Raw genomic sequence first — 14,599 nt, 5'->3', positions numbered from 1 at the left:
CGGGAACAGGCTGCGCCCGGGCGTCCGGGTGCGTCCGGCCTCGGCAGTGCGGGGCGTGTCAGTGCTGCGCGCGGCGGCGGCGCGTGACCAGCAGCACCGCGCCGCCGGCCACGCCCAGGGCCGCGGCCGCGCCCAGGTAGGGCGCGACCTCACCACCGGTCGTGGCGAGCGAGCCGCCGCCGCCCGAGCCGCCGCCCTTGGGAGGCGTGGTGGCCGACGGGGCCGTCGACTCGGACGCGCCCGGCGTCGGGGCGGAGGTGCCCGGTGTCGTGGGGCTCGTGGTCTCCTCGCCGGGCTGCGACGGGGTCGAGCTCGGCGTCGGCACCGAGGTCTCCGGCGGGGTGGAGGGCTTCCCGCCCGGGGTCTCCGGGGTCTTCGTGGGCTTGCACTCGAAGGTCGAGGTGCCGGTCCACGGGTAGTTGTGGCTCTCGTTGCCCGAACCGTGGGTGCGGATGTCGCCGCCGACGTAGACGCGGCCGTTGGTGCTTGCGGTCATGTCCGCACTCGCCTTGGGCGCGAGGATCGATCCCATGAAGTTGCCTCCGCCGCCGAGGCTGATCTTGGCGGAGTCCTCGAAGTTGTAGAGGATCCGCGAGGCGGCCTCGCCGAAGTGCGCGGAGTCGTAGGTGTCCGCGCGGTTCCCGTTGAACGCGACGGCCATCGGGGAGATGTCCACGGCCTGGGCACCGGTCACGTTGACGACGGCGGCCGCCCCGTCGGGGAGGGACGCGAACACGAAGGTCGACGCGCCGTCGAGCTCCTTCGCCGAGATCTCGAAGACCTGCGTGCCGCTCGCGCTCCCGCCCTTGAAGGTGACGGTGTCGCCCGACCGGGTGGTGGTGCCGGTGGTCTTCAGCGCGCCGAGCGAGGCCGACTCGCGGCGGATCGTGTCGCCGAAGGAGGCGTGCGGGCTCAGAGCGGCGCTCGCCCCCGTGCCGGAGGACCGGGAGCCGCCGTTCGTCTCCAGGGAGCCCTTCTCGTCGATCTCCTTGCCCACCTGGACCGCGCCGCCGTAGCGCGGCCCCGCGGTCAGACCGTGGCCGACGTCTACGGTCGTCCCCTTGGCGATGTTCAGGTTGCCGCCGACCGCCAGCATGACCGAACCGGAGGCGGGCAGGATGCCCGAACCGGCACCCACGCGGCCGATGTTGAAGACGCCTCCGGACGACTTGGCGAACGTGGCGTTGCCGGCGACGACCAGCAGCCCCTCGGCCTCGGCCGTCCCGCCGTCCGCGGTGTAGTCACCGCCCGCGTAGAGGGCGACGTTCTCGTCGGTGAACAGGGGCACGGGGCCGATGCCCGGCTCCTTTCCGGCGGCCGGGCACGCGGGGGCCTGGCCGGCGGCCGGGGCGAGCGGAGCGGCGAAGGCCGCGCACGGGGCCGAGAGGCCGACGACGAAGGCGAGCGCCACGGCGCCGCGCATACCGGTGCGCATGCCGGCGGTGACTGTCTGGGACATGGTTGTGCCGTTCTCTTGAGGGGTGTGGGTGAAGCAAGTGGGGGGAGGTGGGGGTGACGCGAGTGGGGGTGGGGGTGACGCGAGTGGGGGGGTGAGGGTGAAGCGAGTGGGGGTGAGGGCGGAACGTGGGGGGGGTAGTGGCGGGGGCTTGAGGGGGCGCCGGCGTCAGCGGTCCCGGCCGCCGCGGTCGTCGTCCCAGTCGTCCCAGCGGTCCCAGCGGTTCCGGTCCGAATCGGCCTCGCGGTCGGACTCGGCCTGCAGGGCCGCGCGGGTCGACGGGCCGTAGACGCCCCGTTCCCCGAGGATGCCTCGGGACACCTGGAAGCGGGTCAGGGCCGCCTCCAGGTACGCGCCGAACATCCCGTCCGCCGAGCCGAGGTAGAGGTGGAGCTGCTGGAGGCGGCGCTGCAGGTCCTTGACCTCGGGCCCGGAGCTGCCGAGCCGAAGGGCGTTCGCGGCCGGGCGCTCGGTCGGCGGGGGCGTGCGGGTCGGCGGCTGCGCGGGCGGCGGGGTCGCGGGCGGCGGGGTGGACGTCCGCGCCGGCGCGTGGGTGCCGGTGGGCGCATGCGTGGCCGTCGGGGTGGCCCGCGACGTGGGCGGCGCGGGCGGGGTGGTCCGTGCCGTCGGCGCGACGGACACCTGGGTGGCGGCCGGCTGCTCGGCGTCCAGCGGCAGACCGGGCTGCAGGAGGTCCGGCATCGTCAGGGTCCGGTTGTCCGGGGTCTGCTGCTCCAGCCCGGACGTGAGACCGACCGTCAGCCCGAAGCCCGCGGCGAGCGCCCCCGCGATCAGCAGCGGGAGCGACAGACCGGCCCCTTCGCGCTCCGGCTTGCTCTCGGCCCTCCGCGGCCGCGGCGCCTTCCGCGCGCGCCGCGACTTCTCCGCCACGTGGCGTCCGCGGCGCGGCGCGCCCTCCCCGGAGCCGCGCGGCGCGGACAGGGAGCCGTCGAAGAGCGAGACGTCCTGCTCTCGGGCGCCTGAACCGTCGACGCCGGGCCCCGCGACCATCCCGAAGACGAGGCTGTCACCCCCGGGGTACGACTGCGGCTCAGGGGCGCTGGACGTGACTGCTTCGGTCAGGGCAGTCCTGTTGCGCATGCATGTGCTCCAGAAGTGGTGAAGCTGTGGACGATGTGGCGAAGACGCGGAGATGCGCGGGATGCCGAGGAGACTCTGACTGGCGTTCAAAGTAAGCGTCAACTGTGTACATGTGGCGCAAAATAGGGCGCTCGCGACGTTAATTCTTAAACAACCCTTAATAAGTGACGCACGTCACGCCAGACCGGCACGGCCTGACCCATTGACCACAACTCCCGCATACCAAAGAGGAGTTGGACTTTCGCGGAGTAACCCTTGAACTCTTCGACCGCACCATGGGGGCAGGGCCACGACGACCGGCCACCAGCCCTCGATGCCGCACAAGTTTTCCAAAAGTTTGTTTTCGGCCATCGGCCGAATGCCGTGAACACGCGCGAGCATCGCCCGCGAGACGCCGCGTCTTGCTATGGTGGCGGCATGGCTTTCCTCTTCTTCGTCTGAGTCCGGGCACGGCTGCTCCAGCCGTCTGCGCTGCCCGTCGACCCTTCGTACGCCAGGAACTCCATATGCGCGACCGCGCCCGTCCCACCCTGCCCGCCGCCGCCCGCCCCGCCGTGCAACAGCTGTCGGTCAAGGACGTCACCAAGTCCTACGGCACCCGGACCCTCCTCGACCAGGTCTCCTTCACCGTCCGCCCGGGCGAGAGGGCCGCCGTCATCGGCGAGAACGGCTCCGGCAAGTCCACCCTGCTGCGGCTGCTCGCCGCGGCCGAGGCGCCCGATGCCGGACAGATCACCGTCCACTTCCCCGGAGGCACCGGCCACCTCCCCCAGAACCTCACCCTCGCCCCGGACCGCACCGTGCGGGACGCCGTCGACCTCGCGCTCGCCGAGCTGCGGGCCATGGAGCGCCGGCTGCGTGCGGCCGAGGAGCGTCTGGCCGAGGCGACCGAAGCCGAACTCGCCGCCTACGGAGAGCTGCTGCTCGCCTACGAGGAACGCGGCGGATACGAGGCGGACGCCCGCGTCGACGCCGCTCTGCACGGCCTCGGGCTCGCGGGGATCACCCGCGAGCGGGTGCTCGGCTCGCTCTCCGGCGGCGAGCAGTCGCGCCTCGCGCTCGCCTGCGTCCTGGCCGCCGCCCCCGAACTGCTGCTCCTCGACGAACCCACGAACCACCTCGACGCGACGGCCGTGCGCTGGCTCGAGGAGCACCTGCGCGCCCACCGCGGCACCGTCGTCGCGGTCACCCACGACCGCGCGTTCCTGGAGCGCGTCGCCACCACGATCCTCGAGGTCGACCGGGACGCGCGCACGGTGCACCGCCACGGCGACGGCTGGGCCGGCTACCGCGCCGCGAAGGCCGCCGCCCGGCGCCGCGCCGAACAGCGGTACGCGGAGTGGACCGAGGAGGTCGCCCGTACGGAGGAGCTCCTCGAAGCCGCGGGAAGACGGCACGCCGCCACCGGGCGCGATCCGAAGCAGGGTTTCGGCAAGTTCCGCCGCTCCAGCGAGGCGAAGCTGGGCGGGCAGGTCCGCACGGCCCGCGAGCGTCTGGCCCAGCTGCGCCGCGACCCGGTGGCGGAGCCCGCGCCACCGCTCCGCTTCACCGCGGCGGTGCGGGTGGCGGGCGAACCGGAGGCGGACGGCCCCCTCGCCGAACTCGACGGCGTACGGGTCGGCGGACGGCTGCACCTGGACGGGCTCCTCGCGATCGCGCCCGGGCAGCGGCTGCTGGTCACGGGCGGGAACGGCGCGGGCAAGACGACGCTCCTGCGCGTCCTGGCGGGCGAACTGGAGCCGGACGCGGGTACGGTGCGCCGCCCCGCCCGGATCGGCCACCTCGCGCAGGAACTGCCCGCGCACGCCACGCACCTGCCGCTGCTCGCCGCGTTCGCCGCCGGACGGCCCGGCCCGCCGGACGCGTACACCGACCTGCTCCTGGCCCTGGGCCTGTTCCGCGAGGAGGACCTGCACGTCCCGGTCGCCGCCCTGTCCGCGGGCCAGCAACGACGGCTGCAGATCGCCCGCCTGGTCACCCGGCCCGCCGACCTCCTCGTCCTCGACGAGCCGACCAACCACATCACGCTCGACCTGGCCGAGGAGCTCCGGGCCGCGCTCACGACGTACCCGGGAGCGGTGGTCGCGGTCTCGCACGACCGCCACTTCCGCACCCGGTTCGAAGGGGACCGGCTGGAACTGCGCGGCGGCCGCAGGCGCTGAACCCCCGCGGCGCCACGCCGCCCGGGCACCCCGTGGGCGTCAGTCGCCGAAGCGCTCGTCGAGGTCCTGGTGCACGTCCATGCCGACGATCCGCGAGAACTCCTCGTAGCTGTGCTGCGGCGGCCCGCCCGCCGGGGTGCCGGCCGCCCGGAGGTGGGCCAGGGCGTCGGCGACGGCGCGGGTGGCGGTGAACAGGGCGGTCAGCGCGTAGAAGGCCACGGAGAAGCCGAGCTCCTGGAGGTCCGAGGCGGTCAGGGCGGTGGTCTCGTTCCCGTCCACGATGGACACCACCTTGGGTCCGTCGACCGCCGCGGCCACCGCCTCCAGGTCCTTGATCCTCCTGATCCCGTCGACGAACACCAGGTCCGCGCCCGCGTCCTGGTACAGCCGGGCCCGCCGGACCGCTTCCGCGACGCCCTCCACGGGCAGCGCGTCGGTGCGCCCGATCACCAGCAGGTCGGCCGATCCGCGCGCCTCCACGGCGCACCGGACGCGCTTGACCCCGCTGTCCGCGTCCACCAGGCGCACCCCGCCGCGCTGTCCGCAGCGCTTGGGCATGGCCTGGTCCTCCAGGTGGATCGCCGCGACCCCGGCCTGGACGTATTCGCGCACGGTGCGGTCGATGTTGCTCGGGCCGCCGTACCCGGTGTCGGCGTCCGCGATGACCGGGATCGACACCGCACGCGTCATGTTCCGGGCGTGCTCGGTCATCTCCGTCTGGCTGAGCAGACCGATGTCGGGCATCCCCAGCCGGCCGGCCGTCGCACCGAACCCCGTCATGTACACCGCGGGAAAGCCCGCCGCCTCCACGAGCCGCGCGGTGACGGCGTCGGCGGCCCCCGGCGCCAGAACGATCTCCCCGCCCTCCAGCAGACTTCTGAAGGACCTGTCACGAGCCGACAACGGAACCCTCCCCCTCGCCCGCCGGCCGGGCGGATCGCCCGCACCGGACCACCACCCGGCTACCCGGTGCCGCATGGGGGCACACCTCGCGACCGGCCGTTGTCAGACCCTCACGCCATGATTCCTCCATGACCGCGACTCCCGCCCTTGAGGCGTGCCCCGCCCTGTCCACCCGCGCCGACTACGAGGCCGCGCTCGACCGGCTCCGCGAGGCCTCGCGCGCCTACTACGGCGGCGCGAACAGCCCGCTGGACGACGCCTCGTTCGACGCCCTGCGCCGCGCCGTACTGGAGTGGGAGGCCGCGCACCCGAGCGAGTCGGCCGGGTCGCCGACCGGGCTCGTCGCGGACGGCGCGGCGCCCGCGGGCGACGTCCCGCACACCTCCCGACTGCTCAGTCTCGACAACGTGTTCAGCCCCGAGGAGCTGACCGGGTGGGAGGCGTCGCTGCGGCGACGGCTCGGGCGCGAGGCCGAGGGCGGGTTCACGGTCGAGCCGAAACTGGACGGCGCCGCCGTCGCCGCGCGCTACCGGGACGGGCGTCTCGTACAGATCGTCACCCGCGGCGACGGCACCCACGGCGAGGACGTCAGCCACGTCATCGGCTCCATCGTCGGGCTGCCCGAGCGGCTCGCCGCGCCGGTCACGTTCGAGGCCCGCGGCGAGGTCCTGTTCACCCAGGAGCAGTTCGAGACCGCGAACGAGGTGCGCACCGCGCACGGCGGCGCCCCCTTCGCCAACCCGCGCAACGGGGCGGCCGGCACGCTGCGGGCGAAGGACCGGCCGTACCGGCTGGAGATGACGTTCTGGGCGTACGGTGCGGTCGACCTGGACGGTGAAACGTTCCTGCCCGCATCGGGGACGCACGCCGAGGTGCTGGCCGCGGTCGCCGGCGCCGGTGTGCGGACCACCGCCGCGACCCCGGCCGGACTGCACGTGGTCGGCACGATCGCCGAGGCGCAGACGAAGGTGGACGCGATCGCCGCGATCCGCGCCGGGCTCCCGTTCGGCATCGACGGCGTCGTCATCAAGGCCAACAGCGCCGCCGAACAGGAGGCGGCGGGCTTCGGCAGCCGCTTCCCGCACTGGGCCATCGCGTACAAGCTGGCCGCCGTCGAGCGGCAGACGGTGCTCGAGGACGTGGTGTGGGAGGTCGGCCGCACCGGCGTCCTCGCCCCGACCGCCGTGCTCACTCCGGTCGAGATCGACGGCTCCACCGTCTCCCGGGCCACGCTGCACAACCCGGCCGACATCGCCCGCCGCGGCCTCCACCTCGGCGACACCGTCACCGTCTACAAGGCCGGCGACATCATCCCCCGCGTCCAGGCCCCGGTCGTCGAACTCCGCCCCGCGGGCGCCGTCCCGGTCCCGCTCCCCCGGGCGTGCCCGAACTGCGGCAGCGGGATCGACACGAGCCAGGAGCGGTGGCGCTGCGCCAAGGGCACCGCGTGCGCGCTCGCCCCGCTGATCGAGTACGCCGCCGGGCGCGACATCCTCGACATCGACGGCCTGGGCAAGACCTACGTCAAGGCCCTCATCGACTCCGGTCTCGTGGGTGACGTGGCGGACCTGTTCACCCTGACCGAGGAGCAGCTGACGGAAGCCTCCGGCAGCGAGAAGCGCGGCGCGAAGCTCGCCGAGCAGCTCGGACTCGCCCGGTCGCGCCCGCTCAGCCGCGTCTTCTGCGCGCTCGGCATCCCGGGCACGGGCCGCAGCATGTCCCGGCGGATCGCCGCGCACTTCGGGACCATGGACGCCGTCCGCGCCGCGTCCGTGGAGGACCTGCAGGCCGTCGAGGGCATCGGTTCGGAGAAGGCTCCCGTCGTCGTCGCGGAACTCGCCGCGCTCGCCCCGGTCGTCGACAAGCTGATCGCCGCCGGGGTGAACATGAGCGAGCCCCGGCAGCCCGCCGCCGACACGGCGGCCGACGGCGGAGGGCCGCTGGCGGGCCGGACCGTGGTGGTCACCGGCAAGATGACCGGGCGCCTCGACGGTCTCGGCCGGACGCAGATGAACGAGCTGATCGAACGCGCCGGCGGCCGGGCCGGCAGCGGCGTCAACGCCAAGACCTCCTACCTCGTCGCCGCCCCCTCCCCGTCCGGCAAGCCGAGCTCGAAGGCGGCCGCCGCGCAGAAGCTCGGCGTCGAGGTGCTGACGCCCGAGGAGTTCGCCGAGCTCGTCGCCGACCACCTCGCCTGAGCGGCGGCCCGGGGGCTACCAGAGCTGGGTCACCGTCAGGGCCCGGCGGACACCCTCCGAGGAGGCGTCGACGCCGACCGAGAAGGAGCCGCCGTCGCAGGCCACGGTGAGGGCCGTGGGAGGGCCTTCGCGCGCGTCGACAACCGGACTTCGCGCGCCGCCGGCCGCCCCCGGACAGGGGTGGACCCCCCGGCACGGGGGAGCCGGGGGTCCAGGAGCAGCACTGCCGATCGGTTCGGCGGTACGGCTACACCGTAGCGCTCAGTCGCCCCCCGTACTCGTGGTGTGACGGAGTTCGTCAGGTCGGTCCGGTCAGGTCTCCAGGCTCGCTAGGCGCGGGGGGTGCAGGGGTCGCAGCAGGCCGGTGCCGGTTCGACGCAGACGCTCACCGAGTCGGTGTTGTCGGTCGGGTCGGGGTCCTTCTCGACGGCCGTGACGGTGGCGGTGTTGGTGATCAGGCCGGTCGTGGTCGCCTTCGCGCGCAGGGTGAGCGTCGCGCGGGCCCCGACGGCCAGATCGCCGACGGCCCACCGCCCGGTCGCGGGGTCGTAGGCGCCGCGGGACGCGTCCGCGGAGAGGAACACGAGGCCGTCCGGGAGCCGGTCGGTCACGGTGACCCCGGTCGCCGGGCTGGGTCCGGCGTTGTGGACGGTCACGCGGTAGGACACCGTCTGGCCCACGGTCACGGTGGTGGAGTCGGCCGCCTTCGTCACGTCCAGGTCGGCCGCCGGCCGGACCTCGGTGACGGCCTCGTCGGACGTGGCCGTCAGCGACTCGGGCGTGGGGCCGAGCCGGTTCTCGTAGGCCGCGGTGGCCGTGTTGCTGACGTGCGTCCCGGCGGTCTCCAGGCCGAGCACGACCCGGTACTCGACGGTCGTGCCGCCCGGCAGGGCCGCCGTGTTGGCCAGGCTCCCGCCCTGGGTCGCGGAGGCGTCGCTGCCCAGCCGGAAGACCACCGCGTTCGCGGCGGCGTCGTAGGAGGCCTGGTCGTCCCCTGCCCGGTCGGTCTTCGCCCCGCTGTTCGGACCGGAGATGACGCGCAGGGAACCGGGCACGTACGTGGTCCCGGCGGGGAGCACGTCGGTCAGGGTGAGCCGCTCGGCGGCCCCGCCGCCCTCGTTCTTCGCGGTGATCCGGTACGTGACGACGTCACCGACGTCCAACGGGCCCACCGGGACCGCCGTCTTGGTGAGCACCACGTGCGGCGCGGTGCCGAAGAAGATCCCGTCGAGGAAGTTGCCGATCCCCCGGTTGCCGCCGGCCGCCGAGACGGAGCGGAAGGCGAAGCGGGTGGTGGTCTGCCCGGCCGGGACGGTGTAGGTCCCGGTGTAGTAGCCCCACGCCGTGTTGCCGTCGGTGAACGTGCGCTGCTCGATCACGCCGCCCGGGGCCCCGATGTCCAGGGCCATGGTGTCCTGCCCCTGCCGGCCGCGGTGGTAGAGCCGCCAGTACAGCTTGGTGCCGGGGGTGGTCGGCAGGTCCTGGTAGAGGGTCGAGACCTGGTTGGCGTTGAGCTCGGCGAACTGCTCGCCGTCCGCCGACGGCACGCCGTTGAAGCCGGAGTGCCATAACTCGATCATGTGGTCGGTGGCGGTGGTGAGCCAGCCCGGGACGTGCCGCGGGGCCTGCGTCTGGGAGGCGTCCGGCAGGAACGCCATGTCGGTGACGGACGGTTCCTCGAAGCTGCCGTTGACGAGGGCGACCCGCAACGGGACGGGGGGAGGTGTGCTCATGCTGACGTCTCCTGTCGGTCGAGGGCGGAGCGGGAACGCTCCGTAGCTCAGCGCCCGCCGCGGGGTCACGTACAGTCGCGGCCGGGGAGTCCCGGCCACCGCCTACCTGGAGGTTTGCGCCCGCCGCCACCCGGCGCCACGGCCCTGCCGCTCACTCCCCTGCCCTCCAACGCGCCCCTCACCTCGCCCTGGTCACACCGTCCCCTCGGACACCGCCCGTGCTGACCGGATGCCACCGCCGCTTGACGAGCATGCGCCACGCGAGGGGGTGAATTGGAGGGTGCCGAGTTGACGTCCGGGCGGGCGGGGTCGGGCGGGGTGCGAGGCGGCCGACGGGCGCGGGGGAAGATGGGGGCGCAACGACGGAACGCGAGGTCAGGAGCTCGTATGGCACAGCGGGTGCATCAGCCGCGTGAGGACGCGGAGTTCGCGTTCATCCTCAGGGTGAGCGACGTGCCGGTCCTCGCGTACTTCATCGGGACCTGGCCCAAGGCCATCGAGCCCTGCCGGGCGATGGACCTGGTCGTGGGCGGCCTCGCGGACGCGTACGCGGGCCGCCTGACGGCCGTCCGCACCGACATCACGCGCTGTCCGGAGACGACCCGACGGTACGGGGTGACCGGAGCACCGTCCTACGTCCTGCTGAAGGACGCGGAGGCGGTGGCCCACGGCACGGGGCCGATGAGCAGCACCGAGCTGCGGGAATTCGTGGACGCCCACCTCTGACCCGACGCCGCCCCGTCGATACACGGCTGACACACATCCGCGCGCTCGCGGACGCACGGCCCTGACGTTCCGGACGCGCGCGCCTTCCAGGCTTCGGTGCGTACGCGGTGATCGCGTACGCACCGAGCAACGGGAGGGAACGGCGATGGACACGCGTGGGACGCGTTCCGGCGGTCGGACGGCCGAGGCGGACAGGGTTCGCGGCATCGGGAGGCGGGCCGTGTGGGCCTCGGCAGCCGCCGTCCTCGTGGCGGGCGCCGGCGGCTGGATCGGGCTCTCGGACGGATCCGGTCCGGGTGCCGGCCGCCCCACCGCCCAGGCCTCGCCCCAGGCGGCGCTGCGGGCCCGGCTCGACCTGCCGTGGCCCGAGGAGGGCCAGGCGAGCGTCGCGGTCGAGGGAGTCGGCAGCCTCGGCGTCAGCGGCGGGCGGGAGCCGGTGCCGATCGCGAGCGTCGCCAAGGTGATGACCGCGTACCAGATCCTCCGCGACCATCCGCTCCGGGCCGGCGAGGACGGGCCGGAGATCACGGTCGACGAGACCGCCGCGCAGGAGTCCCACTCGCTCTCCGAGTCCGCCGCCCCGGTGCGGCAGGGCCAGCGCCTCACCCAGCGCAAGCTGCTGGAACTGCTCCTGCTGCCCTCCGGCAACAACGTCGCCCGGCTGCTGGCCCGCTGGGACGCGGGGAGCGAGGAGGCGTTCGTGGCGAGGATGAACCGGACCGCCGCCTCGCTCGGCATGACCCGCACCCGGTACACCGGCGCCAGCGGGCTCGAGGCCACCACGCGCAGCACCGCGGAGGACCAGCTCACCCTCGCCCGCCGCGCCATGGAGCAGCCGGTCCTCCGGGAGGTGGTCGCGATGCGCGAGACGACGGTGCCCGGCCATCCCGGCCCCCTCGCCAACACCAACCGGCTCCTGGACGAGCCCGGCGTGATCGGCCTGAAGACCGGGTCGAGCACGCCCGCGGGCGGCAACCTCATGTGGGCCGCGGAGGTGGGTTCGGGTGCCGCCCGGCACCTGGTGCTCGGGGTCGTCCTCGGCCAGCGGGCCCACACCTCGCCCGCCGAGGGGCTGCGGGCGGCCCTGGAGCGCAGCGGCCGCCTCGTCGACGCGCTGCGGCGGGACCTCCCCTCGGCCCTGGCGGAGGTACGGTCGTGAGCACCGTCGTCGCACGCACGGAGGAAGAACCGGCCGCCGTCGGGGACGGAGCGGGACCGCCGGGGACGGGCGCGCCGCGGTCAGGGCGCGGCCGGTGGCGCCGGGGACGGCTGGTCGCCGCCGGGGTGGGCGTCACGGCGCTGCTGATGGTGGCGCACGCCGGCGTACCGAACGGGTTCGGGAATCCCGGGAGCCTCCTGGAGACCTTCCTGCCCTGGCTGGGCCTGAGCGTCCCCGTGGGCGCGGCCCTCGCGGCCGTGCGGCGGAGCGCCGCCGCGGCGGTGGCCGTCCTGCTCGCGGCCGCCGTGTGGGGCGCCTCGTTCGGCGGCGCCCTCGTGGACGGGCGGTCGCCGGGCGGGGACCTCACGGTGGTGTCCCAGAACGTCGGGGCCGAGAACCCCGACCCCGCCGGTACCGCCCGTGACCTGGCGGCCTCGGGCGCGGCCCTGCTCGCCCTGGAGGAACTGTCGCCCGCCACGGCGCCCGCGTACGAGCGCGCGCTGGCCGGCTCGTATCCGCACCACGCGACGATCGGGACGGTCGGGCTGTGGAGCAGGTACCCGCTGCGGGAGGTGGAGCCGCTCCCGATCATGCCGTGGACCCGAGCCCTGCGGGCCGTCGCCGACACCCCGAAGGGGCCGGTCGCCGTGTACGTGGCGCACCTCGCCTCGGTGCGGGTGCACCCGACGGCGGGCTTCACCACGGCCCGGCGGAACGAGGCGGCGGGCAGGCTGGCCGAGGCCGTGCGGGCGGAACGCCTGCCGCGGGTCGTCCTGGTGGGCGACCTCAACGGAACCGCCGAGGACCGGGCGCTGCGGCCGGTGACCGAGGGGCTGCGGCTGCGTTCGGCGCAGGCGGAGGCCGGTGACGGCTTCGGCTTCAGCTGGCCTGCCGCCTTCCCGGTGGCCCGGATCGACCACGTCCTGGTGCGCGGCGTCACACCGGTCGCCGCCTGGACGCTGCCCCGCACCGGCAGCGACCACCTGCCCGTCGCCGCCTCACTCCGCTGGTGAGCGGCCGGACCGGGGGCACCGCTCCGAGCTGTGATGTCATGGCCCTTTCCCCTTCCGTACGACTCCCGGGTGACGTGATGCGAGAGCACGACAGCGGCGCGACCGCGCAGGACGACGGCGCCGAGGTGCACGTGCTGCTGGTCGAGGACGACGAGACGATCCGCAGGTCCGTCGCCCTGGCCCTCGGCCGGTACGGCTACCGGGTGTCCGGGGCCCCCGACGGGCTGACAGGCCTGGAGATGTTCCGGGAGGGGCGCTACGACCTGCTGCTGCTCGACGTGATGCTGCCGCACCTGGACGGGATCGGGCTGTGCCGGCGGATCCGCGAGACCAGCCAGGCGCCCGTGCTGATGATGTCGGCCCTCGGTGACGCCCTGAACGTGGTGGCGGGCCTGGAGGCGGGCGCCGACGACTACGTCGTGAAGCCCGTGGACACCGGGGTCCTGGTGGCGCGGATCCGCACCCTGCTGCGGCGGGCCGCCTTCTCGGCCCCCGACGGTTCCGGCTCCGGAGAGCCGGCGGCCGACCCCGGGGTGCTCTCCTTCCGGGACCTCACCGTCGACACCCGTGGCCTGGAGGTCCGGGTCGACGGCCGGCCGGTCGCGCTCACCCCCACCGAACTGCGGCTGCTCCTGGAGTTCGTGGCGTCGCCGGGCATCGCGCTCCCGCGGCAGACGCTGCTGCGCGAGGTGTGGGACTACGGCTGGGACGGCGACATCCGGGTCGTCGACCTGGCGGTGCAGCGGCTCCGCAAGAAGATCGGGGCCGACCACATCGAGACCGTGCGCGGTTTCGGCTACCGGTTCCGGCGCTGACGTGGCCGGGACGAACGGCCCGGCCCCGGGCACCCGTACGGACCGTGCCGCCGCCGAGGACGGCGGTGGGCGCGGCGCGCTGCGCCGGCTGACCGATCCGCGCTCCCTGCGGTGGCGGATCGCGGCCGTGGTCGCGGTCGCGGCCTGCGCGATGGCGGTCGGCATCGGCGTCCTGGTCCACCGCACCACGGTGGACCGCTCCCGGCACATCAGCGCCGGCTACGTGCTGCGCGAGCTGGACACGGCCGTGTCCGAGTTCAGGGGCACGCGGCCCCCCTCCGACCCGGTGACGGGTCCCGGCTACCTCACGGGCGACGTCCTGCCGGACCGTCTGCGGGAGCTGGTCTCCCAGGGGCCCGCGGGCACGCCCGTGACCTGGTACGACACGGAGTCGCGCCAGGGGCCCTGGATGTGGGCGGCGCAGCGCGTCGACGGCGAGGTGGTGGCCACCAACCTGCACATGGGGGCCGAGCAGCGCAGCATCGAGGCCCTCGACCGGCACATCCGGTACGCGGCCGTGGCCACGCTCGCGGTCGTCGTCCCGCTCACCCTGCTCGCCGCCGAACTGGTCCTGCGCCGACTGCGCCGCGTGGCCGGGACCGCCCGACGCATCAAACAGGGCGACCTGGACGCCAGGACCCGCAGCGGCCGACACGACGAGATCGGCGAGATCGCCTCGGCGGTCGACCTCATGGCGGACGCGCTGCGGGACCGGCTGCGCGACGAGCAGCGGTTCACCGCCGACGTGGCCCACGAGCTGCGCACGCCGCTCACCGGGCTGGTCACCTCCGCGTCCCTCCTCCCGGAGGGCGAGGCCACCGACCTGGTGCGCGACCGGGTGCGGGTGCTGCACGGCCTGGTGGACGACCTCCTGGAGATCTCCCGCCTGGACGCGGGCACCGAGGAGGCCGACCTGCGGCCGGTGCCGCTCGGCGAGCTGGTGACGGAGTCGGTGCGGCGTACGGGCCTGGAGACGCGGATCTCGGTCGCGGGGCATCCGGTCGCCGCGACCGACCCCCGGCGGCTCGACCGGATCGTCACCAACCTGGTCCTCAACGCGCACCGCCACGGGGCGGCGCCGGTGGAGGTGACGGTCCACGGGACGACGATCGAGGTGCGCGACCACGGACCGGGCTTCCCGGCGGAACTCCTGGCCCACGGGCCGCAGCGCTTCCGCACCGGGACGACGGAGCGCGGTCGCGGCCACGGCCTCGGCCTCACCATCGCCCTCGGCCAGACCGACGTCCTCGGCGCCCACCTCACCCTGACGAACGCCACCACACCACCGGGCGCCGTGGCGACCCTCGTGCTCCCGTGAACGCGGTGCGGCCCG

General features: G+C 74.4%; 11 protein-coding genes. 7 read left to right on the top strand and 4 right to left on the bottom strand.

Annotated features, from left to right (window positions below; all coding sequences use genetic code 11):
• Positions 1-58: 58 nt before the first annotated feature.
• Positions 59-1,459: a choice-of-anchor A family protein gene (locus tag ABD981_RS02730; protein ID WP_205628116.1), complete on the bottom strand. Its 1,401-nt coding sequence runs from the start codon at positions 1,457-1,459 to the stop codon at positions 59-61.
• A gap of 165 nt (positions 1,460-1,624) precedes the next feature.
• Positions 1,625-2,557: a peptidoglycan-binding domain-containing protein gene (locus tag ABD981_RS02725; protein WP_131723867.1), complete on the bottom strand. Its 933-nt coding sequence runs from the start codon at positions 2,555-2,557 to the stop codon at positions 1,625-1,627.
• A gap of 506 nt (positions 2,558-3,063) precedes the next feature.
• On the opposite strand from ABD981_RS02725, the gene abc-f reads away from it, so the two are divergent.
• On the top strand, positions 3,064-4,719 hold the full coding sequence (abc-f, locus tag ABD981_RS02720) for a ribosomal protection-like ABC-F family protein (protein ID WP_046908110.1): 1,656 nt from the start codon (positions 3,064-3,066) through the stop codon (positions 4,717-4,719).
• Between the two features lie 39 nt (positions 4,720-4,758).
• On the opposite strand, the gene ABD981_RS02715 is transcribed toward abc-f, so the two are convergent.
• On the bottom strand, positions 4,759-5,622 hold the full coding sequence (locus ABD981_RS02715; protein WP_046908111.1) for an isocitrate lyase/PEP mutase family protein: 864 nt from the start codon (positions 5,620-5,622) through the stop codon (positions 4,759-4,761).
• Positions 5,623-5,750: 128 nt separating this feature from the next.
• Here ABD981_RS02715 and ligA point away from each other — a divergent pair, with 128 nt between their 5' ends.
• Positions 5,751-7,820: an NAD-dependent DNA ligase LigA gene (gene ligA, locus ABD981_RS02710; protein ID WP_046908112.1), complete on the top strand. Its 2,070-nt coding sequence runs from the start codon at positions 5,751-5,753 to the stop codon at positions 7,818-7,820.
• Between the two features lie 329 nt (positions 7,821-8,149).
• On the opposite strand, the gene ABD981_RS02705 is transcribed toward ligA, so the two are convergent.
• The gene (locus ABD981_RS02705) at positions 8,150-9,553 is read right to left on the bottom strand and encodes a DUF7507 domain-containing protein (RefSeq protein ID WP_123954513.1); all 1,404 of its coding nucleotides are present in this window, start codon (positions 9,551-9,553) and stop codon (positions 8,150-8,152) included.
• 387 nt (positions 9,554-9,940) lie between these two features.
• On the opposite strand from ABD981_RS02705, the gene ABD981_RS02700 reads away from it, so the two are divergent.
• From ABD981_RS02700 to ABD981_RS02680, 5 genes are all read left to right on the top strand, one after another.
• Complete coding sequence (locus ABD981_RS02700) at positions 9,941-10,279, top strand: thioredoxin family protein (protein WP_046908113.1); 339 nt, start codon at positions 9,941-9,943, stop codon at positions 10,277-10,279.
• A 220-nt stretch (positions 10,280-10,499) separates the two neighbouring features.
• Positions 10,500-11,438, top strand: a complete 939-nt coding sequence (locus ABD981_RS02695) for a D-alanyl-D-alanine carboxypeptidase family protein (protein ID WP_240495240.1) — start codon at positions 10,500-10,502, stop codon at positions 11,436-11,438.
• A gap of 110 nt (positions 11,439-11,548) precedes the next feature.
• Complete coding sequence (locus ABD981_RS02690) at positions 11,549-12,451, top strand: endonuclease/exonuclease/phosphatase family protein (RefSeq protein WP_165590938.1); 903 nt, start codon at positions 11,549-11,551, stop codon at positions 12,449-12,451.
• A 77-nt stretch (positions 12,452-12,528) separates the two neighbouring features.
• On the top strand, positions 12,529-13,266 hold the full coding sequence (gene cseB / locus ABD981_RS02685; RefSeq protein ID WP_046908114.1) for a two-component system response regulator CseB: 738 nt from the start codon (positions 12,529-12,531) through the stop codon (positions 13,264-13,266).
• Between the two features lies 1 nt (position 13,267).
• Positions 13,268-14,584 (top strand): sensor histidine kinase, encoded by a 1,317-nt coding sequence (locus ABD981_RS02680; protein WP_240495241.1) that lies wholly within the window; start codon positions 13,268-13,270, stop codon positions 14,582-14,584.
• The last annotated feature ends 15 nt before the right edge of the window (positions 14,585-14,599 follow it).

The organism is Streptomyces showdoensis (assembly GCF_039535475.1).
Lineage (GTDB): Bacteria > Actinomycetota > Actinomycetes > Streptomycetales > Streptomycetaceae > Streptomyces > Streptomyces showdoensis.
The sequence above is the reverse complement of the archived record's forward strand: the minus strand, read 5'-3'. Positions and strand labels throughout refer to the sequence as shown.